This is a genomic window from Yoonia sp. (genome assembly GCF_030731595.1).
Taxonomy (GTDB): Bacteria; Pseudomonadota; Alphaproteobacteria; order Rhodobacterales; family Rhodobacteraceae; genus Yoonia.
Map to the genome: position 1 here is coordinate 13,157 of NZ_JANQTS010000066.1, position 20,591 is coordinate 33,747.

Annotated in this window: 19 protein-coding genes and 1 tRNA gene; 12 read left to right on the plus strand and 8 right to left on the minus strand. The window is 58.4% G+C overall.

Going from position 1 to position 20,591, the window contains the following annotated elements:
- Window positions 1-25 precede the first annotated feature (25 nt).
- The 7 genes from NWQ23_RS07220 (at window position 26) to NWQ23_RS07250 (ending at window position 4,476) form a co-directional block, all read left to right on the plus strand.
- Entirely contained in the window at window positions 26-517 is a 492-nt protein-coding gene (locus NWQ23_RS07220; protein ID WP_306165589.1) for an Lrp/AsnC family transcriptional regulator, read from the plus strand.
- A gap of 37 nt (window positions 518-554) precedes the next feature.
- Window positions 555-1,094, plus strand: coding sequence for a tetratricopeptide repeat protein (locus tag NWQ23_RS07225; protein WP_306165590.1), 540 nt, complete (start codon window positions 555-557; stop codon window positions 1,092-1,094).
- 45 nt (window positions 1,095-1,139) lie between these two features.
- Window positions 1,140-1,225: transfer RNA gene (locus NWQ23_RS07230), tRNA-Leu, on the plus strand.
- A gap of 405 nt (window positions 1,226-1,630) precedes the next feature.
- Window positions 1,631-2,638, plus strand: a complete 1,008-nt coding sequence (locus tag NWQ23_RS07235; protein WP_306165591.1) for an ABC transporter substrate-binding protein — start codon at window positions 1,631-1,633, stop codon at window positions 2,636-2,638.
- Window positions 2,639-2,697: 59 nt separating this feature from the next.
- Window positions 2,698-3,486 (plus strand): ABC transporter ATP-binding protein, encoded by a 789-nt coding sequence (locus NWQ23_RS07240; RefSeq protein ID WP_306165621.1) that lies wholly within the window; start codon window positions 2,698-2,700, stop codon window positions 3,484-3,486.
- Window positions 3,486-4,244, plus strand: coding sequence for an ABC transporter permease (locus NWQ23_RS07245; protein WP_306165592.1), 759 nt, complete (start codon window positions 3,486-3,488; stop codon window positions 4,242-4,244). The genes NWQ23_RS07240 and NWQ23_RS07245 overlap by 1 nt, the downstream gene beginning before the upstream one ends.
- Window positions 4,245-4,266: 22 nt before the next feature.
- Window positions 4,267-4,476, plus strand: a complete 210-nt coding sequence (locus NWQ23_RS07250) for a CDGSH iron-sulfur domain-containing protein (RefSeq protein WP_306165593.1) — start codon at window positions 4,267-4,269, stop codon at window positions 4,474-4,476.
- Window positions 4,477-4,659: 183 nt separating this feature from the next.
- Here NWQ23_RS07250 and NWQ23_RS07255 read toward each other — a convergent pair whose 3' ends face one another.
- The gene (locus NWQ23_RS07255) at window positions 4,660-5,307 is read right to left on the minus strand and encodes a TetR family transcriptional regulator C-terminal domain-containing protein (RefSeq protein ID WP_306165594.1); all 648 of its coding nucleotides are present in this window, start codon (window positions 5,305-5,307) and stop codon (window positions 4,660-4,662) included.
- Window positions 5,308-5,450: 143 nt separating this feature from the next.
- Here NWQ23_RS07255 and NWQ23_RS07260 point away from each other — a divergent pair, with 143 nt between their 5' ends.
- The 4 genes from NWQ23_RS07260 to NWQ23_RS07275 are packed head-to-tail and all read left to right on the plus strand — an operon-like array spanning window position 5,451 to window position 11,244.
- Window positions 5,451-7,088: an NAD(P)/FAD-dependent oxidoreductase gene (locus NWQ23_RS07260; RefSeq protein ID WP_306165595.1), complete on the plus strand. Its 1,638-nt coding sequence runs from the start codon at window positions 5,451-5,453 to the stop codon at window positions 7,086-7,088.
- A 10-nt stretch (window positions 7,089-7,098) separates the two neighbouring features.
- Window positions 7,099-8,655: an NAD(P)/FAD-dependent oxidoreductase gene (locus tag NWQ23_RS07265; RefSeq protein WP_306165596.1), complete on the plus strand. Its 1,557-nt coding sequence runs from the start codon at window positions 7,099-7,101 to the stop codon at window positions 8,653-8,655.
- Window positions 8,655-9,839, plus strand: coding sequence for an aminomethyltransferase family protein (locus NWQ23_RS07270; protein WP_306165597.1), 1,185 nt, complete (start codon window positions 8,655-8,657; stop codon window positions 9,837-9,839). The genes NWQ23_RS07265 and NWQ23_RS07270 overlap by 1 nt, the downstream gene beginning before the upstream one ends.
- Before the next feature lie 19 nt (window positions 9,840-9,858).
- Window positions 9,859-11,244, plus strand: coding sequence for an aminotransferase (locus NWQ23_RS07275; RefSeq protein WP_306165598.1), 1,386 nt, complete (start codon window positions 9,859-9,861; stop codon window positions 11,242-11,244).
- On the opposite strand, the gene NWQ23_RS07280 is transcribed toward NWQ23_RS07275, so the two are convergent.
- Window positions 11,241-13,277: an FAD-dependent oxidoreductase gene (locus NWQ23_RS07280; protein ID WP_306165599.1), complete on the minus strand. Its 2,037-nt coding sequence runs from the start codon at window positions 13,275-13,277 to the stop codon at window positions 11,241-11,243. The genes NWQ23_RS07275 and NWQ23_RS07280 overlap by 4 nt on opposite strands.
- 147 nt (window positions 13,278-13,424) lie before the next feature.
- Between NWQ23_RS07280 and NWQ23_RS07285 the strand changes: the two genes are divergently transcribed.
- Window positions 13,425-14,489, plus strand: a complete 1,065-nt coding sequence (locus NWQ23_RS07285; protein WP_306165600.1) for an extracellular solute-binding protein — start codon at window positions 13,425-13,427, stop codon at window positions 14,487-14,489.
- 59 nt (window positions 14,490-14,548) lie between these two features.
- On the opposite strand, the gene NWQ23_RS07290 is transcribed toward NWQ23_RS07285, so the two are convergent.
- From NWQ23_RS07290 to NWQ23_RS07315, 6 genes are read right to left on the minus strand one after another with little or no spacing between them, the layout of a single operon-like run.
- On the minus strand, window positions 14,549-15,331 hold the full coding sequence (locus NWQ23_RS07290; protein WP_306165601.1) for a methyltransferase domain-containing protein: 783 nt from the start codon (window positions 15,329-15,331) through the stop codon (window positions 14,549-14,551).
- 9 nt (window positions 15,332-15,340) lie between these two features.
- On the minus strand, window positions 15,341-16,555 hold the full coding sequence (locus NWQ23_RS07295) for an aromatic ring-hydroxylating dioxygenase subunit alpha (RefSeq protein ID WP_306165602.1): 1,215 nt from the start codon (window positions 16,553-16,555) through the stop codon (window positions 15,341-15,343).
- Between the two features lie 11 nt (window positions 16,556-16,566).
- The gene (locus NWQ23_RS07300) at window positions 16,567-17,664 is read right to left on the minus strand and encodes an ABC transporter ATP-binding protein (RefSeq protein WP_306165603.1); all 1,098 of its coding nucleotides are present in this window, start codon (window positions 17,662-17,664) and stop codon (window positions 16,567-16,569) included.
- Between the two features lie 2 nt (window positions 17,665-17,666).
- A complete protein-coding gene (locus tag NWQ23_RS07305; RefSeq protein WP_306165604.1) occupies window positions 17,667-18,491 on the minus strand; it encodes an ABC transporter permease in 825 nt (274 codons plus the stop codon).
- Complete coding sequence (locus tag NWQ23_RS07310; protein ID WP_306165605.1) at window positions 18,488-19,357, minus strand: ABC transporter permease; 870 nt, start codon at window positions 19,355-19,357, stop codon at window positions 18,488-18,490. Before NWQ23_RS07310 ends, NWQ23_RS07305 begins: the two co-directional genes overlap by 4 nt.
- A 1-nt stretch (window position 19,358) precedes the next feature.
- Complete coding sequence (locus NWQ23_RS07315; protein ID WP_306165607.1) at window positions 19,359-20,567, minus strand: SRPBCC family protein; 1,209 nt, start codon at window positions 20,565-20,567, stop codon at window positions 19,359-19,361.
- Window positions 20,568-20,591: the final 24 nt, after the last annotated feature.

Consider the following 20,591-nt stretch of genomic DNA (forward strand, 5'->3'; position numbering starts at 1 on the left):
TTTGGACTTATTGAAGGGCATTTTTATGGGCGAAAAGTCTTCTGACCTTGATCCGTTTGATCGCAAGATTCTCGATATCCTGACTGTGGAAGGACGGATCAGCGTGACCGAACTGGCGCGCCGGATCGGATTGTCGAAATCACCGACACAAGCACGGCTGAAGCGGCTTGAGGACAGCGGTGTGATCCGGGGGTACCGCGCGCTTTATGATCCGATCCGGTTAGGCCGCGATCATATCGCCTTTGTCGAAGTCAAACTGTCTGACACCCGCGAAGCCGCCTTGGCCGCTTTCAATGCCGCTGTGATTCGTGTGCCGGAAATCGAGCAGTGTCATTTGATCGCAGGTGCGTTTGATTACCTCTTGAAGGTGCGCACGGCTGGGATGACTGGCTACCGCGCTGTTTTGGCAGAAAAAATATCGACCCTGCCGCATGTATCCAATACGTCGACCTATGTCGCGATGCAGGCTGTGAAAGAGGAAGGACTTGCGCCTTTATCGCCTGCGGGCATGTCGTGACTTGACCGATTGCGCAACTGCCGCAAATATTTAGGGCATGAGATGGATGATCGCCCTTTGTTTTTCCGCAGCGCCCGCGCTTGCTCAGGTCTGTCCGCCTGTGACGGACCACAGCGCGCGGTTTGACGAAATCGTCACGGCTTTGGGTGAAGCGCGTGGTGAAGGGGATGCGCGTGTCTTGACCCAGGAACTGTGGTCGCTTTGGACAGATGCCCCTGATGCGACGGCGCAAGCTTTGCTGGATGAGGGGATGCAGCGCCGGTCCAACTACGATTTTCTGGGCGCGCGCAATGTGCTGACCCGTCTGGTGGAATACTGCCCGGATTATGCCGAAGGGTACAATCAACGTGCATTTGCGAGCTTCCTTGGGCAGGATTATGAATCGGCTTTGGCCGATCTGGACCGTGCACTTGAAATTACGCCGAACCACATCGCGGCGCTTTCCGGAAAAGCGCTGACTTTGATGGGCCTGGGGCGCAACGAAGAGGCGCAAGTGACCCTGCGTGCGGCTGTAGAAATGAACCCTTGGCTGCAAGAACGGTCCTTGCTGCAAGAGCCAATCGAGACCGATCTCTGATCACGTCTTGCCGACCCTGCCTGCGATGCGTAGGAATGAAACCGTGCCCGCGTGGTGGAATGGTAGACATCGGAGACTTAAAATCTCTTGGCCGCAAGGCCGTGCCGGTTCGAGTCCGGCCGCGGGCACCATTGATGGAGCAGATGGCCGGAAAATCAGCGCCGTTCTGGATTTGGTAAAGGGGCTTTTCGCCTGCCATTGGGACATGCCGGTGGGGTCTCAACGCAAGGACATCCGGGGTGGCAGTCACGAGGATAGTCTTTCGTGCTGAATGCGACGAAAATGCCGTCAGAACGGGATTCTAGAACCGCGTTCACGGCGGGCATTCATCTGCTGGTTGTTGCTGGTTATAGCGTATTTTGACGCCATTCATGCGAGAGTAGCAAAAATATTTTGCATAGTTGGATTTATAGCCTAACAATTAGGCAGCAGTCTTCTTCAACCCGTGATTTGCCGCATTGCCTTTTTTGTGTGCTGTCCACCCTTGGTGCCATTTGCGAATGTCTCTGAGGTTTTAGAAAAACAGGGATCCCAAAATGACACTCCACAAGATCGTTCTTGCGGCCGCCGCCACGCTTCTGACGACGCCCGCATTTGCACAAACCGACATGCCCTTTGCATTGGACTGGAAGTTCGAGGGACCTTCTGCGCCATATTTTCATGCACTCGATGCGGGATATTTTGCCGAAGAAGGTCTGACCGTCACGATCAGTGAAGGCGCTGGTTCTCTGGACGCGATCCCGAAGGTGGCAACAGGGGCATTTCCGATCGGTTTTGCCGATATCAACTCCTTGATGCGCTTTCTGGACCAGAACCCCGGCGCACCGGTCACCGCGGTCATGATGGTCTATGATAAGCCACCTTTTGCGGTCGTTGGTCGCAAGTCGCTGGGCGTTGAAGCACCGGCTGATCTGGAAGGCAAAGTGCTGGGTGCGCCGCCGCCGGATGGCGCATGGGCACAGTTCCCGATCTTTGCTGCCGAAACTGGCATTGATGTCAGCGCGATCACGGTCGAGCCTGTCGGCTTTCCAACACGCGAACCGATGTTGGCCGAAGGACAGGTTGCGGCCATCACTGGCTTTTCCTTCTCCTCGACGCTGAACCTCAAGCGTCTTGGCGTGCCGGCCGATGACATCTCGGTTCTGTTGATGGCCGATTATGGCGTTGACCTTTATGGCAATGCGATCATCGTGAATACGGACTTTGCGGCGGCCAATCCTGAACTCGTGACAGGGTTCCTCAGAGCGGTCGGCAAGGGCTGGAAAGATGCGATTGCTACACCTGATGCCGCAATTGCTGCCTTGATCCAGCGTAACCCCGCAGCAGATGCCGCACTTGAAACGGAGCGTTTGCAGATGTCGATTGATGCCAATGTTCTTACCGATTTCGTTAAGGCGAACGGCATGGGGTCCATTGACGCAGACCGCATGTTGAGCGCGATCGAGCAGACCAAGTCTGTTTACGACTTCCAGACAACGCCTGATGCATCGCTGTATTTTGATGCAAGCTTTCTGCCGACAGACGGCAGCTTGATGCTGGAATAAGAAAAAATGTAGGCCGTCACCATCTTGTGTGACGGCCTGCTTTTAAAGGGGCAGGGTCCATCGAAAATCTCATTGAAATAAAGGGCGTCAAGCACGCTTATCACACCGCATCCGGCCCATTGCCGGTTCTGGACGGTCTTGATGTCGCCGTGCCCGAAGGCACCTTTGCCGCGGTCGTCGGGCCTTCGGGGTGTGGCAAGTCCACACTGACCCGGCTGGTTGCGGGCCTGATGAAACCCGACGAGGGCGAGGTCTGGCTGCATGGCGAAAGGGTCAAAGGGCCGCGCAAGACGGTGGGCATGGCGTTTCAGAACCCGGTTCTTCTGGAGTGGCGGACGATCCTCGACAATGTGATCCTGCCACTGGAAATTGTCGCGACCGGTATGTCGCGGGCAGATCGCATTGCACGCGCGATGGAATTGCTCGACATGGTTGGGCTGACGGGTTTCGAGAACAAGCGACCCTCCGAATTGTCGGGTGGCATGCGCCAGCGTGCGTCGCTGTGCCGATCCATTGTCCACAAGCCGGACGTGCTGATCATGGATGAGCCTTTTGGCGCGCTTGATGCGTTTACCCGCGAAGACCTGTGGCAAACGATGCGCGATCTGCGCCGTGCTGAACCCTTTACGGCAGTGCTGATCACCCATGATCTGCGTGAAAGCGTGTTCTTGGGCGATCAGGTCATTGTTCTGTCTGGCAGACCTGCCCGCACCCAGTATGTCATGGATGTCGATCTGCCCGAGGATCGGACATTGGATTCTCTTTATACGCCAAAGGCGGCCGAGATGCTGCATATCCTGCGCGACCAAATCAAGATTGCGCAGGGCCGCAATCCAGAGGAACACTGATGCTGCGGAAGATTGCTGTACCCGTCTTGGCGATTGTCGCCTTTCTTGGACTGTGGGAACTTTTGGTCTGGGTCAATGACTGGCCGAACTACAAAATGGCCTCGCCTTCTGATTTGCCGCCAGCGTTTTGGAGGTACAAGGAACTCTTCCTGACAATGGGCTGGCAAACCCTGTGGCGCACCGTTGCCGGTCTGCTTTTGGCGGTCGTGTTTGGAACTGCGATCGGCATGATCATCGGTTTTTCCAAGATCGCACGCGATGCGCTTTACCCGCTTCTGGTGGGCTTTAACGCAATTCCCAAGGCCACGCTGGTGCCTGTGATTTCGCTGATCTTTATCGGCCAGCATGATTTCAACACGATCCTCATGGCCTTCATGATCTCGTTCTTTCCGATCGCGGTTTCGGTGGGCATCGGGCTGTCGACGCTCGAACCCGAATACCGCGATATCCTGCGCGCATTGGGCGCGTCGCGGCTGACGATCTTCCGCAAGATCGCATTGCCCAAGACATTGCCCGAATTCTTTGGCGCGCTCAAAGTCTCGGCGACTTTGGCGTTTATCGGCACAAACCTTGTGGAAATCATCAGCCCGCACGGGCGCGGTTTGGGGGCCTTGTTCAAGTCAGGCGAGACAAACGGGGACTATCCGCTGATGTTCGCGGTTCTGATCGCATTGGCGTTTCTGGGTATTCTTTTGTACTATGCGGTGATCATTCTGGAACGGATTTTCGCAGGCTGGGCAGAGCGCGAAGCGAGCTGATTGCAGGGAGCCGATCGCCGGCATGACGGCTGCTCAGAGCTTTTGGCTTTCAAGCAAATGTGCCTTTGTGCTGTCTTTGGCTTCTTGCGCGCAGGCTGGCCCGCTACCTTGTTCCTTGGTCACTCCGACATGTTCGCTTTGCCGTTGCGGGCTGTCCAAGAACAAGCCCTTCTGCGACGGGTCCCACCTTGCGGCCAAATGGTCGGATGACGGCACCGGCACGCCAGATTGAGGAGGCTGCCTTTGGGGGTGTCTGTGGCGCGATCACGGTCATGGCGCCGTAGATGGCGATGCAGCCAAGGATAGAGAACCCGGGGCAACAGGCGGTGATCCTCTGCGGGTCTGCCATGTGTCGCGGCATTGGCCGGCAAGACATCAGGCCGCAAAACTGCGCGGCAAAGCCTATAGGCGACCCTCAGTCGACCAGAATCCGATCCGCATATTCCGGCAGCAGGCGCGCCAGCAGCCGGAATGTCGCGGCGACAGCCAGATCCGGCGTAGTTGTGTCGGGAAACAGGTGCAGCTTTTGCCAGTAGCCATCGGTGACGTTTTCGATCCAGTCAGAGACTTCGATACCGGCAGACGCGGGGGCAGCGGCCAGAAGTCTTGCACAGATCGCCCGCATGGCGTCCCGATGCGCGATATCGAATTCGGTCGAAAGGGCGGCATATTGCGGCGTGTATTTTTCCTCGCCCCAGAAGGCGAACCACAGGGCAAGGCTTTCTGGGCCGCAGACAGCGGGCGCAAAGTCGGCGCGGATCATGGCCATCACCTGCTCAAGCGGATCGTCACCCGCAGCGGCAAGCATCTGCTTCCAGTTCTGGTCGTATTTCTGGTAATGATCGCGCAAGGTTTCGGTCAGCAGCCCGGTCTTTGATTTGAAGTAAAAGACGGCGACACCTTGGGACAGTCCTGCCTCGGCAGCGACTGTGGCCAGCGTGGTCTTGGCCAAGCCTTTGGACACAATCGACCGGCGCGTCGCGTCCAAAAGCTGCGCACGGCGCTTGTCGGCGTTTTCCTTGCGCTCTTTGCGCGGGCGTTGCGTCGATAGGTCAGTCGTCACGCGATTGGCTCTTTTCCAGTGTCTGGCCCCTTGTCCCACAATCGCCCGCATGTGTCAGCCGCAATTTATTTGTTTGAGCGCTCAAAAAACTTTACCCCCATTTGCCTGCGCGTTAGGCTGGCAAGAACACAAGAGGGCAAAGCGTGGCAAAGCACGATACATATGACGCGATTGTCGCGGGCGCTGGACACAATGGGCTGACGACGGCCTGCTATCTGGCCAAGGCTGGGCTCAAGACGCTGGTGGTTGAAAAGAACGACTGGATCGGCGGGGCCGCGGTCAGCCGTTCACTGATTGATGGCTGGACGTATTCGAACTGTTCCTACGTCTGTTCGCTGTTGCGACGCGAGATCGTGCGGGATCTGGAGCTGCCGCGCTTTGGCTTGCAGGTCATTCCTTACGAGGGCGGTGCGACCTTTACCCCCGAGGGGGATTATTTCGCCTATATGTCCGATCACGATGCGTTGCGGCGCGAGTTGGCGCGCCATAGCCCGCGCGATGCCGATGCCTATGACCGCTTCAGTCAGGCCGTGATCCGCCAGTGCCGTTTTATCCGGCCGTTCCTGCTGCGCAATGCGCCTGATCCAACCTCGCTGCGGCCGCGCGATTTGTCCGAACTGCTGTTTCTGGTCAAACAGGCCCACGGCCTTGGCGCGAAAGAACTGGGCGAGACCCTGCGTTTCTGGACAATGTCGATCGGTGATTTTCTCGATTCATACTTCGAAAGCGATCTGGTCAAAGCCCATATCGCGGGTGCAGGGATCATCGGGACAGGCTTGGGCGTCTATTCCCCCGGCACCGCTTATGTCTTGCTGCACCACTATATGGGCGATGTTGACGGGGCGATTGGTGCTTGGGGCTTTGCCCGTGGCGGCATGGGGGCCATTTCCAACGCTTTGGGCGCGGCATTCGAAGAGGCCGGTGGCGAGATCATCAAAGGCGCGGGCGTTGACCAGTTCCTTGTGCGCAATGGCAAAGTCACAGGGGTCGCGCTTGAGAACGGCGATGAATACCATGCGCCGATTGTCGCCTCGAACATGGACGTCAAACGCACCTTCTTGCAGCATACAGACCGCGCGGCCTTGCCAAGCGCCTTCACCAAAGCTGTCGAGCGCTTCAAGATCAGAGGATCGTCGGCCAAACTGAATATCGCGCTGGACCGGCTGCCATCTTTCCCCGCAGCCCCCAAGGGGGCCACCTTCCTGCGCGGCGACATGCATTGTTCCACGACATTGAACGAGTTGGAGCGTGCCTATGACGACTGGAAAGACGGGCGTTGGTCGCAGGACCCCTATTTCGATATGCTGATCCCCAGCCAGATCGATCCGACAATGGCGCCACCCGGCAAACATATGATGACGGTCTTTGTGCAATACGCGCCCTACGACCTTGAGGTTGATGGCGTGCGCAGCGGCGAAAACTGGAATGATGCCACGCGTAAGGCGATGGCGGATTGTGTGCTGGACAAGATTGCAGTGGCCTGTCCGGACATTCGCGAGCGGGTGGTCCACGCAGAGGTGCGCACCCCTTGGGACATCGAACGCGAGGTGGGTCTGACCGAAGGCAATATTTTCCAAGGCGAACTGACCTTTGACCAGCTTCTCTTTAACCGTCCGGTGCCGGGTTACGCCCAATATGACACCCCTATTCGGGGCATGTATATCGTGGGCTCTTCGGCGCACCCCGGTGGTGGCGTGATGGCCGCACCCGGTGCCAACGCCGCACGGGAAATCCTGCGCAATATCGGCAAGGGCAAATCCATGCCCGACTTTGCGGCATAAAGGGGGGCAGATGACCGATAACCGCTTTGATGCCGTTGTGATTGGCGCAGGACACAACGGGTTGACCGCCGCCGCGACCCTTGCGCAACAGGGCAAATCTGTCTGTGTGCTAGAGCGTGCAGACCGGATTGGGGGCATGTCCAGATCCGCTGATCTGGGGGGTGCCACCCTTCCTGAAATGGCGCATTTGCTTTACAACCTGAATCCGGGCGTGGCCAAAAGCCTGGGGCTGAAGATTGCCAGCCGCGCCTTGCCGACGGTAGCGCTTTGCCCCGCGCAACAGCATGTCGTGATCCAAGGCAAGACGGCCCAATACGCCAATGGTGACGCGCATCCCGATGCGGCGGCCTATGCGGCTCTCTATCAGCGGCTCAAGACGTTCGCAGCCCTTTTGGGGCAGTTGGCCGAAGGCGCACCACCTGCATTGGCGGGCGGGATGCTGAATGCCAAGACCCTGCAAGAGATGATGGCGCTGGGCAAACTGGGGCTCGGGCTGAAGCGGTTGGGCAAGGTGGAAATGCGCGAGTTTCTGCGTGTGATCCTGTCGAATGCCTATGATCTGATTTTGGATGAACTATCGGACGGGCCTTTGGCGGGGGCCTTGGCTGCTGATGCGGTGCGTGGGGCCTATGCCGGGCCACGGTCGCCCGGAACCGTGTTTTCGTTGATGTACCGCTTGGGCAATGGCGGCGATGTGACATTGCCCATTGGCGGGATGGGTGCGGTTGCCGCAGCCTTTGCCGATGCAGCGACCAAGCAGGGCGTGCAGATCCGCACAGACGTGGATATTGCATCGCTGGTGATCGCCAACGACAGGGTGCAAGGCGTGCTGCTTTCGGACGGGACGACGATCCACGCCGATGCCGTGCTGTCGAGTGCGGGGGCAATGCAGACCATGCAGATCGCCGGCATCGCCCATTTCGATGTCGAGGCGACACGCCGTATGCGGCATCTGCGTAACAAGGGGACCACGGCAAAGGTCAATCTGGTCCTGCGCAATCTGCCAGCCTTTACGGGGCTCACGCGTGAACAAACAGCGGGCCGCTTGCTGGTCGCACCTTCGGCGGTCGCGGTCGAACGCGCCTTTAACCCCGCAAAATATGGCGGCATCTCAAAGTCCCCGTTGATCGAGGCTGTCATCCCGACGTTGACAGACACGACGCTTGCACCCGATGGCACCCATATCCTTTCGGCCATTGTCAGTTACGTCCCGCATGGTTTGGAGGGTGGCTGGACCGACGCTGCCCGCGCAGACCTGCTGGACCGCGTGGTGCAAACGCTCGAAGCCTATGCGCCGGGGATTGGTGAACTGATCACCCATTCTCAGGTACTCTCGCCTGCGGATATCGAGACCATGACCGGCGCACCGGGCGGGCATTGGCACCATGCGGAAATGGGGATCGACCAGATTTTGACGGTGCGGCCCGCCAATCTGATGGCCCGCTATGCCTTTGGTGTCGGGGGGCTTTATCTTTGCGGGGCTTCTGCGCATCCGGGGGGGGACGTGATGGGGGCCGCTGGCCGCAACGCCGCGATGCAAGTGATCAAGGACGGGGTGCTGCGGTGATGGTCAAAGTCAATCATGTGCCCATGGGTCTGATCGAGACACCGTTCCATGCGCGTCTGGAACCGCTGAGCCGAGCCAAATCATGGACCGGCTGGGCCGGGTTCATCTCGCCTTTGGTTCTGGACACGGTCGAGTTCGAGTATTTCGCGATCCGCAATCAGACCACGCTTTTTGATATCTCGCCGATGCACAAGTATAGGGTGACGGGGCCGGATGCCGCGGCGGTGATGAACCGGCTCGTGACCCGCGATGTGACCAAGATTGCAGATGGTCGCGTCGGCTATGTCATGTGGTGCGATGAGGAAGGGATGCTGATCGACGATGGCACCCTGTTCCGGTTCAGCGCCACGGATTTTCGCCTGTGTTGTCAGGAACCGATGCTGACTTGGCTTTTGGACACGGCTTGGGGTTTCGATGCGCAGGTCTTGGATGAAAGCGATGCAATCGCAGGCCTGTCCCTGCAAGGCCCGACATCGTGGTCATTGCTGCAAGATGCGGGCTTTGCTGCGGCGCAGAACATGAAACCCTTCGATTGGCGCGAAGTGGAACCCGATATCTGGATTTCGCGCACCGGCTTTACAGGCGATTTAGGCTATGAGCTTTGGGTGCCAAAGGCCAAGGCGCTCGATCTTTGGGACAGGCTTTGGGCCGCGGGCGATCATTGGGGCGTGCGTGCCATCGGGTTCGAAGCGCTGAACCTCTGCCGGATCGAGGCGGGCTTTGTTGCGGCGGGCGTTGATTTTCAGCCCGTGCATGCGGTGATGCGTCTGCATCGCGGGCGCACCCCGATCGAACTGGGCTTTGGCAAGATGGTGCATTTCGACAAAGGCCATTTCAACGGACGCCGCGCGCTGCTGCAACACCGCGAGGCTGGCGCACGCTATACTTTGGCCAAGATCGACATCGCGGGGTTCAAGCCGGCCAATGGCGCATTGATTTACCATCGCAAAAAGAAAGAGGTGGGCTTTGTCACCTCGGGGGTCTGGTCCCCGACCACAAAGCGCAATATCGCCCTGGCCGAGCTGAAAGCCCCTTACGGGATCGAGATCAAGGATGATCTCTGGGCCGAGATTTACGTCAATGAAGAAGGCAGATGGGACAAAAGACTGGTCCCGGTCACCCTGCAAGACAAGCCCTTTTTTATCAATCAACGCGCGCGCGCTACACCGCCGCACCCCTTTTGAAACTGACTTGGAGACCATCATGACCAAGGCAAGCCCAACGCTGCATTCCCGCCCCAATACCCCGTCCGCGGAAACGCTCTCGAAATGGGATCGGGAACATCAGATCCACCCTTGGGCGGCGATGGATGACTGGCGCACCTATGACAACATGATGGTTGATAGCGCTAAGGGTATCTATTTCTGGGATGCAGACGGGAAACGCTATATTGACGGACCGGGCGGCATGTGGTGCAGCCAGATCGGATATGGCCGCCGCGAAATGGCCGAAGCGATTGCCGATCAGGTGATCAAACTCTCCTATACCTCGCCCTTTACCAATGCCACCGAACCTTCTGCGCTTTTGGCCAAGAAGATTGCCGAGATGGCACCGGGTGATCTGAATAACGTCATGTTCACGACCGGCGGATCAACAGCTGTCGATACCGCGCTGCGCACGATGCAGTATTTCAACAACCGCCGTGGCTTGCCTGACAAAAAGCTGATTATCGCCCGCGAAAAAGGCTATCACGGATCGACCTATCTGGCCCATTCGGTGACGGGCAAGGAACGCGACCAAAGCCATTTCGACTTTGAAACCCGGCTTGTGCATTTCCTGCCCGACGTGAACCCCTATCGCCGCCCCGAAGGGATGAGTGTCGACGATTGGTGTGACGCGAAAGTGGCCGATCTGGAGAATGCGATTGCGCGTTTGGGCGCTGACCGCATCGGCGCGTTTATCGCAGAGCCGATCCTGAGTTCGGGCGGCGTGATCGTCCCGCCAGAGGGCTATCACAAGCGCACCTGGGAGATTTGCCGCGCCAATGACATTCTCTATATCTCGGACGAAGTGGTCACTGGATTTGGCCGCTTGGGCCACTGGTTCGCGTCAGAGGCTGTGTTTGGTATCGTCCCCGATATCATCACCTCTGCCAAAGGGCTGACATCGGGGTATTTGCCCTTGGGAGCCTGCATCATTTCAGACCGCGTAATGGAGCAGATGACGGGCCTTGGTGAAGCCTCGGCCTTTACCAACGGCTATACCTATTCGGCCCATCCGGTGTCATGCGTGGCCGCTTTGAAGAATATCGAGATCATGGAGCGCGAAGGCATATTGGAGCACGTTCGCGCCGTGACGCCACATTTTCAGGCCCGCCTGAAAGCCTTGCTGCGGTTCGATATTGTGGGCGATGCGCGTGGCATGGGGCTGATCGGCTGTATCGAAGGCAAGGGCAAGAATCTGGAGGCAGAGCGCACGCTTGGCGCGCGGATTGATGCAGCTTGTGAAGAACTTGGGTTGATGGTCCGGCCTCTCATCAACATGGCTGTGTTCTCGCCGCCGCTGATCATTACAATCGACCAAATCGACGAGATGTTTGATATTCTGGAAAAAGCGCTGGAAAAAGTCTCGGCCGATATGGCGGCCTAGTCCAGCTTGGGATGCTCGCGCTTGCCATAGCGGGCGCATTGGTCGCTGTCTTTGCCCAGTTCCATCGCAGCGCGGTAGCCCGCGTAGACCGCAGCGGCGATGATCGAGGGGGCCTCGGCATCGCCGATCCGTGTGACAGATGTGATCCCGCGCAAATCCGGCAGAGCCATGAGATCGTCGTAAAGGTCGGTGACAGGGATCCTGCGGGTGAGCGGCATCACGGCATCGCAAGGCAGGGTGGTTTCGCGTCCTGTAAAGACACAGGACAGCACGGCTGCGGCCTTCTGCGCTGTCTTGACCACTTGGTTCGTCTGGATCGTGACACCCGCTTCCAGCAAAGCCGCGACCGTCTGATCCTGCTCTTGGGTGAAGCTGCCAAATTCACAGGCGCGTCCCTGCGGCGTAACAAATGTGACGGTATTGCCGCGTTTGACCAGTTCGAGCGCGAGAAGCGGGCCAAGGTAGTAATGGTCATCGTCATAGACGACGATATGTCCCTTTGGCACTTCACCGCCATTCAGAACCGTATCAGGGTTCAAAAGCATCGCCGGATCGGGGGTTTCAAAGCCTTGCGCGCTTTGGCGTCCAATGCCGTCGGTCGTCCAGATAGCACCAGTTGCGACCAGCACATGGTCTACGCCCAAGTCCAAGACATCGGCTGCCGTCATCCGGCTTTCGCGGAACACTTGCACATTTGAAAGTTTGTCGATCTGCCCAACACGCCAGTCGCGGACCCTTGCCCATTCTGACAGCCCCGTAAGGCGGGCCTCTTTCGTGACGCGCCCGCCCAAGCTGCGCTGTGCCTCGGCCAGCATGACGTTGTGGCCTTGGGCCCCAAGGGCGCGTGCAGCCTCGAGCCCTGCCGGGCCTGCGCCGACGACAAGGACTTTTTGGGGTTCAGGGGCAGGGGGCAGATATTCGGGGTGCCATCCAAGCCGCCATTCTTCGCCCATCGTCGGGTTCTGGGTGCAGCGGATCGGGACGTGCAGGCTGTCGCTGGCATAACAGATGTTGCAGCCGATACATTCGCGAATGTCCGCGCTGCGTCCGGTCTCGATCTTGGCGGGCAGGAAGGGGTCCGCGATCGAAGGGCGCGCCGCACCGATCAGATCCTGCGAACCTGACCGAATGATCTGCGCCATCGCATCGGGCGAGGTAAAGCGGCCCACGGCCACGACGGGTTTGCTTGTCAGTTCTTTGGCGCGTGCGACATCGGGGACCAACGCGCCTTCTTTGACAAAGCGGGAGTGGCCCATTTCGACCGCGTAGTCATGCACCGTGAGGTCCCATAGATCGGGCAGCTCTGCCAAAAGGCCAAAGGCATCATAGCTCTCGGGGTCGGTCAGATCGACGGTAAAGCGGGTGGCAACAGCAGCGCGTCCGGCGACCGCCTGGCGGGTTTCTTCGATCAGTTCGCGGACCAGCCGCACCCGATTTTCCAGACTGCCGCCATATTCATCGGTCCGGGTGTTTGTCTGGGCATCCAGAAACTCTGACAGCAGATAGCCGTGGGTGGCATAGACATAGACAATGTCAAAACCGGCCTCGACCGCACGCAAAGCTGCATCCCTGTGCCAGCGGCGCAGGTCACGAATATCGGATTTGTCGATCTTGCGCGTCTGGCCCTGCATGACCTCGCGGCTATCGGTCTGCGGTCTGTTGCGCAGCCCCATGGGGGGCAAGCGTGTGGACAGATTGGTGACCATCCCGCCCCCGAGCCAGAGTTCGACACCAGCCAGCGCGCCATGGGCATGAACCGCGTCGACCATCGCTGCATGCGCGCGGATATCGTCATTGTTCCAAAGGGTTGCGTTGGGAAATCCTTCGTTGTCAGAGGTCGGGTGAACCGAACAATATTCGGTATTCACGACACCCCAGCCGCCCTCGGCCTTCATCCCGCGCATGGCGGCCAGTGCATTGGGTCTGCGCCAGCCCATGCCGGTGCAATGGGGGACCTGATAGAACCGGTTCTTGGTTCTGACTGGCCCGATTTGCAGCGGCTCGAACAGGATATCATGTCTGGGATCGCGCATCAGGGCCTTCATTTGAACGGTCATCAAACTTATTTGAGCGCTTAATTAAAACTTGTGTCAACATCAGATGCCGCTAGACTTTTTTGCAGGTCGTGTTCTTTTCATTTTGGTGGACGAGACCGCAAAACAAAGAACAGGGAGAATGGGATGTATAATTTCAGAAAGACGGCGACGCTCGCCGCCGCGATTGCGGTCCTGACTTCGGGGGCCGTATTCGCAGATGATGCAGAACTGACGGTTTTTGACTGGGCCGGTTACGAAGACCCGGAATTTTTCCAAGCCTATATCGCGCAACATGGTGAAGGCCCCACATTCGCCTTCTTCGGGGATGAAGAAGAGGCGTTTCAAAAGCTGCGCTCCGGCTTTCGTGCTGACGCGGCCCACCCGTGTTCGCAGTCGGTCCCGAAATGGATAGAAGCGGGGCTGCTGGCCCCCCTCGATACAAGCCGGATCACGCGATGGGACGAATTGGAACCATCTTTCCGCGATATCGAAGCCTATCAGCGGGACGGCAATTACTACTTTGTTCCTATTGATTGGGGCAATACAGCCATCGTCTATAACACCGATGAATTAACCGAAGCGGATCTGGCGTCGCTTCAGGTCTTTACCGACCCTCAATATGAGGGGCGCATTTCTGTCGGTGACAATGTCGACGATGCCTATGCGCTGGCCTTCCTTGCGACCGGTGTGAAGGACTGGACAACCGCGACCGACGCCCAGTTCGAGGCAGCGTCAGCCTTCCTGCGCCAAGTGCATCCGAACGTCCGCACCTATTGGGCAGACGGGGCGTCGCTGGCGCAGTTGATGCAAAGCGGCGAGGTCCTCTTCGCTTGGGCATGGAACGAGACCTTCTCGACCATGAGCTATGAAGGGCATCCAATCGGCATGACCCGCAATATGGCAGAGGGCTCGTCAAGCTGGGTGTGCGGTTATACAAAACTGGCGGATGGTGAAGGCTCCGAAGACAAGTTCTATGACTTCATCAACGCTTGGCTCGAACCACAAACCGCTGAATATCTGGTCGGCTACTGGGGCTATGGCCACGGCAATGCGGCTGCGATGGCGGCGATGAGCACCGAAGATCTGGCCGCTGTCGGTCTGGACAGCACCGAGGCGCATCAGGCCAACACTTTGTGGCAGGCGCCTGTGCCGGCAGAGCTGCGTGAAAAGATGATTGCAGAGTTCGAGTTGATCAAAGCCGGGTTCTGATCCTGATCGGATGAGCAAAGACAAAACGCTCCGCTGTGGCCAGCGGGGCGTTTCTATTCTCAGGCTGGCCGTTGCCCCCGAATATGATGCGGGCAATGCTCCCCTGATTTGAGCACAGTCACCATTGCCTCCCAGGTTGCGACATTGTGGTCGATGAAGTCCTTGCCAAATGTTTCACTCAGAACACCACGTTCCGCGCCTGTGAGCCACGCCAATTCCGCCGTCGCTATCTGCGCATACCACTGGTTGCGATTGCGCAGCGTGACATTCACAAAGCCCGCCTCGGTCAGTGCATCGTGATAGCGGGCGGGTGAGGCCATCGCGAAATCCAGTGCTTCCTGTTTGATGTAAACTGCCATTTCGGGGCTGGGCGCATCGTCATGGCTGATCAGCCAGTCTGACGCCGCAAACCACCCGCCGGGTTTCAGAACCCGCATGACCTCTTTGGCCAGAAAATCCTTGTCGGGGATATGGATGATGGAATCCTTCGAAAAGACGATGTCAAAGTCCTGATCTTCGAAAGCAAAAGGTCCGGGTGTGACTTGTACGATGGTCACGCGGTCTTGCGCGCCAGCGGCGGCGATGCGCGCGCGGGCGGCTTGGCAAACGGGTTCTTCCACATCAATGCCGACCACATGCGCCGCCCCGTGATCCACAGCCAAAGACAGCGTGATCGCCCCCGACCCGCAGCCGATGTCGAGGACGCGCTTGCCCTTCAGATCAAGCCCTTCGAGAACGCGGGATACCTCTTCCGGGCCGCCCGGTGACAAATAGCCTTCGCCCCAGATCGTTTCCAGAAAACCGATATGTTGCGCGTCGTAAAGATCGTCTGTGTCCGCCATCTGCTGCCTCTAACTGGTCGCGAGTGTTGCCAAATATGCTTCGATAAAGCGCTGTGTATAGGCCTCCATGCCCACAAAGGGGCCGGGTTCATAGAACCGCGAGTTCACGCCTTCCTGATTTTTCTCAATGATCCTTTTGTCCGCAACCGTCGTGACATCCCAAAGCCATTTGAGCCGGTCTAGGTCATAGTCCGTACCCTCTTGCGCGTCTTCATGCACAAGCCAAATGATTTCCTGAACAGAGGTGTCTTTGTCGATCGGAACAAAGCGGTAGATCAGCGCATGATCGCAATAGACCAGCATCGGGTTCAGGATGCCAACATAGACGTCGGACGCGCCGCTGTCATAGGCGGTCAGATCGCCCAAGAGCGGGGCCAGTGGCGTGCCATCCTCGCTCCCGGTCAGGAACCCGTCAAACAGCGAATAGCGGTTATAGGCATAGTCCGGTGATCCGCTGGGCCGCTTTGCGCCGATGCAGTCAAAATAGGCAGTGGATGCCCCAGCAGCCTTCGAACGGGCCTGCATTTGCGCATTCAGCGGGGCGACCCGCGCGGCATCCATATGCGTGGCATGCGAGCGGGCGAATTCCGGGTGTGCCGCCGTGCAATGGTAGCATTCGTTGTAATTCTCGACCAAAAGCTTCCAGTTGGCGCGCACGGGGTAGCTTTCGCGATAGGCGATCTTGGTGCGTGCCAGTCCGAAGGGGGCAAGGATCGGGTCAAGATCGGCGCGGAGCCTCTCAAAGCTGGTAGGGCTCGGCGAGAGCGAGACATAGATCAGACCTTGAAAAACCTCGACCGCGACGGGTTTCAGCCCAAGCTTGCTGCGGTCATGGTCCGCGTCCAGCATCCGCGCATTGAACAGGCTGCCATCAAGGTTGAAGGCCCAGGCATGATAGGGGCAGGTGAAACGCTTGGTATTGCCACGCGGTTCAATGCAAACGCGCGAACCGCGATGACGGCAGACGTTCGCCAGCGCGTGAATGGCATTGTTCTTGCCGCGCACGATGATGATGCTTTCATTCATCATCTCGAACAGGAGGTAATCGCCTTCCTGAGGGATTTCGCTGATGTGGCCTGCCAGTTGCCATTCTTGGAAAAAGAACGCCTGCAGGTCGCGCGCAAAGACGGTGTCGGACAGGTAGAACGGCTGCGCGAGCGCATAGCCCTTGCGATGCGCGGCGACGAGTGCAGCGATCTCGCAGCTGTGTTCAGTGCTCTCCATCACTTCCCCATTTATTCAAACAAAACAACGGATTCTGTGCCCCAACCCACACGGACGGGGCTGCCGGGGGCGGCGATGCTGCGTCCAGCCGTATTGCGCATCGAGATTGTGACAGGGCTTGCCAGTTGCGGCAGCTGGACGCTGTAATAGGTCATATCGCCGTAGTAATCGCTGCTGACGACCTCGCCTGTGATCTCTTTCTCGGCCCTGTCGTCGTGGTCGAACAGCAAGGTCAGCATTTCAGGCCGGATGCCCACCTTGGTGATCTGTGAGGGGTGCACATTCGGCGGTATGGCCGACGCGGGCAGGGTGACCTTGCCCAAGGCAGCAATATCCAGCGTCAGCCCCGCCGCATCGTGGCTGGTGGCTGCTGCGTCCAGAAAGTTCATCACACCGATAAACGAGGCCACACGTTTGGTCGCGGGACGGCGGTAAAGCTCTTCGGGGGTGGCAAGCTGTGCGATCTGGCCTTCAAACATGACTGCAATCCGGTCTGACATGATCAGGGCTTCTTCCTGATCATGGGTCACCAGAATAAAGGTAATCCCAAGCGTCTTTTGCAGGTCACGCAACTCCATCTGCATCTGGTCGCGCAGTTTCTTGTCCAAGGCCGACAGTGGTTCATCCAGCAAGATCACCTTTGGCCGCATGACCAGCGCCCGCGCAAGGGCCACCCGCTGGCGTTGCCCGCCAGAAAGCTCATGGGCCGCGCGGTTCCCATAGCCTACAAGGTCAACCATGCTGAGCGCCTTGTCGACTTCGCGCTTGATCTCGGCTTTGGGTAACTTCTTGGTTTTCAGGCCATAGCCAACGTTATCGGCGACGCTCAGATGCGGAAAAATCGCGTAGCTTTGAAACACCATATTGGTCGGGCGTCTGTTGGCGCTGATGCCGTCCATGGACTTTCCGTCGATAATGATATCGCCCCCCGTCGGCGGTTCGAATCCGGCAATCATGCGCAGCAGCGTTGTTTTTCCGCACCCCGACGGCCCGAGCAGGGAAAAGAATTCGCCTTCCTCGATCGTGGCGTTGATCCCTTTGAGCGCCTCGAAGGTGCCAAAACTTTTGCGGACATCGCGCAGTTCGATAATGGGCTTGAACACTGACATCGTTAAGCGAACCCTTCCGTTGCAGATGCGCCTTGCCCCTGACGCCGGGCCGCTCTGCGGCGGAACATTTCAGCCAGCACCAAAAGCGCGATGGATAGCACAAACAAGATCGTCCCCAGTGCCATGATCGAGGGCAGTTTGGTGGGAAAGCGCAGCTGGCTCCAGATATAGACGGGCAGCGTGACGTCGGTGCCTGTCAGGAAAAAGGCGATGATGAACTCATCCAGCGAGATCGTGAAACAGATCAGCAAGCTGGAGATGATCCCGGGCATGACAAGGGGCAACGTGATCCGCCGGAATGTGCCCGCCCGGCTTTCGCCCAGATCGAACGAGGCTTCTTCGAGGCTTTGGTCCAGCCCCGCAAAGGCGGAACTGAGGATCGCGATCGAGAACGGCGTGCAGATCAGGATATGGCCCGCGATGACAGTCCAAAGCGACAGCGACAGGCCCAACTGCATCATCATCACGATCAGCGCCACAGCCAAGATGATCTCGGGCAGGACCAGCGGCAGCATGATAAAACCGAGGATGCCTTTCTGGGCAGGGAAGCGGTAACGCGCCGAAGCGCGCGCGACGCAGGCCCCCAGCAAGGTGCTCACGACCGCCGTAATCGAGGCCACCACAGCAGAATTGCGCACAGCACTGTGTAGCGCATCGGTGGTCCAAAGAACCTCGAACCATTCTGTGGTGAAGCCGCTGAGCGGGAAGGCGATGATCGTGGCATCGTTGAAAGCAAACAGCGGCAGCAGAATGACGGGCGCGTAGAGAAACAGCAGGTAAACAACGGCATAAAAGCCAAGCCATGTCGGTGACAGCCCGCGCCTCATCTTGCGACCCTTCCGCCGATCTTGCGACCGACCAGATAGATCGCGATGCTGATCAGTGCGACGACGACCATTGAGGTGACCGCCAAAGCCGCTCCAAGGGGCGCGTTGTTGGCCTTGCCAAACTGGATCTGGATCATATTCGCGATCATCAACCCGTCGGTGCCGCCCACAAGCCGCGGCGTGATGAAGTCCCCGACCGTGGGGATCAGCACGATCAGTGTGGCCGCCACGACACCCGGGATCGCCAGTGGGAAGGTGATGCGCCAGAACCTGCGGAACGGCCCATCGCCAAGGTCTTCGGCGGCTTCGAGCAGGGAGCGGTCGATCTTTTCGAGCGCCACAAAGATCGGCAGGATCGCAAAGGGCGCCCATGCGTGCGCAAGTGTCAACACGACCGCGTTGGCGTTATAGAGAATGAATGTCAGCGGTTCCCTGATCAGGCCGATTTCCAGCAGGGCGGTGTTCAGTACCCCGTTGTAACCAAGGATCACTTTCCACAAGAAGACCCGCAGCAGATAGCTGGTCCAGAATGGCACGGTGATCAGGAACAGCCAGAGGGCTTTGTTTCTTTTGACGTGAAAGGACAGGTAATAGGCGATCGGAAAGGCCAGCACGACCGTCACGACCGTCACGATCACCGAAATCCGCAAGGACCGCCAGAGCAGGGTTTGATAGATCGGCTGGCTGAAAACCTCTTGGTAGTTCGCAAGCGTGAGCGTGCGGTCGATGTCCAGATAGTTTTGCGTCCAGAAGCTGAAGGTGATGACCATCGCCAATGGGGCCGCAAGCATGATCAGGGCAAAGCCAAAGGGCAGGCCGATCAGGGTCAGACCCTGACGGCTTTCCCGGCTAAGCCCGCGCGTCACGTCACTCCGCCGGGACTTTGGCGGACAAAAGCGCCGCGTTTTGCTGCGCCAGCGTCCCTGCGGGCGGTTCGTCAGACGACAAAACCGGGAACAAACGGCGCAGAGCGTCGTGATAGGTTTTGACGCCATATTCCAGATCGGACAGGACAACCCCGTCATAGCCTGACGAAAACGCCGCTTCCCAGGTCCATTCGATCAGCTGTTCGTCTTCCTTGCTGGTCAGCCGGTCGATCCGCATGCTCAGATAGCGGGCCAGCCGCATCCGGCGGTCCTCGTCTTTGTGGCGGTAGGTCGCGCCGCGCTGGATGGTCTTGCCGTTGGCCAAGGGAAATTCCTGATAGAAGATCACGCTGTCAGGATAGATGCCAAACACTAGGTTTGGGAACATCCCAATGTAGAGCCAGGCATCTTTGTGATCGTCATCAAGCGCTGCGGGCGGTTCCATGATCGCTTTATAGTTCCTGACCGACCAAAGTCGCCCATTTGATGCGCTGAATTTGGAAAAAGACCGCGAGGTGCCGTTGGAAAACGGCTCGTCATAGTAGTTCGATCCGAACAGATCGGCCAAACCGGGGTGCGCCATCGGCACGTGGTATCCTTCGTTGTCGACATCACGCACGCATTTCCAGTTCGCGGTGATCTCGGTGGTCCAGAACCCTTTGCCGTCGGGGACCATATCGGCCAGATCGTATTGGGCCAGTTCGGGCGCAAACCGCGCCATCACCTCAGAAACGGAAGGCTGCGGGCCGGGCTTGAAACGGACAAAGACAAAACCGTTCCAGATATCCATTTCAAGCGGCTTGAGCCCCATCTTGACCGGGTCCAAGCTGGGCAAGGTTGCGGGCTGAGCCGCCCCCCGCAGCGTACCGTCAAGATTGTAGGCCCAGCCATGAAACGGGCAGACGATGGCAGAGCGACAGGTGCCGCTGCTTTCCGCCACAACCCGTGATCCGCGATGGCGGCACAGATTGTGAAAGGCGCGCACTTCACCGTCTTGCCCGCGCAGGATCAACGCGCGTTCGCCGACAAAATCAAGCGTCACGAAGTCGCCCGCATTGGGGATGTCGTTGCTGTGGCACACCGCTTGCCAATGGCTGCGGAACAGGACCTCTTTTTCAAGCTCAAGCATCTCCGCGCTGAAAAAGCTCCAGGCGGGCAGGCCGGAACGGTCCCAATCCGGCGGTGGTGCGGTCTTTGGGGATGCTGTCATCTGCGGCAGTCCTTTCAGGTCAGC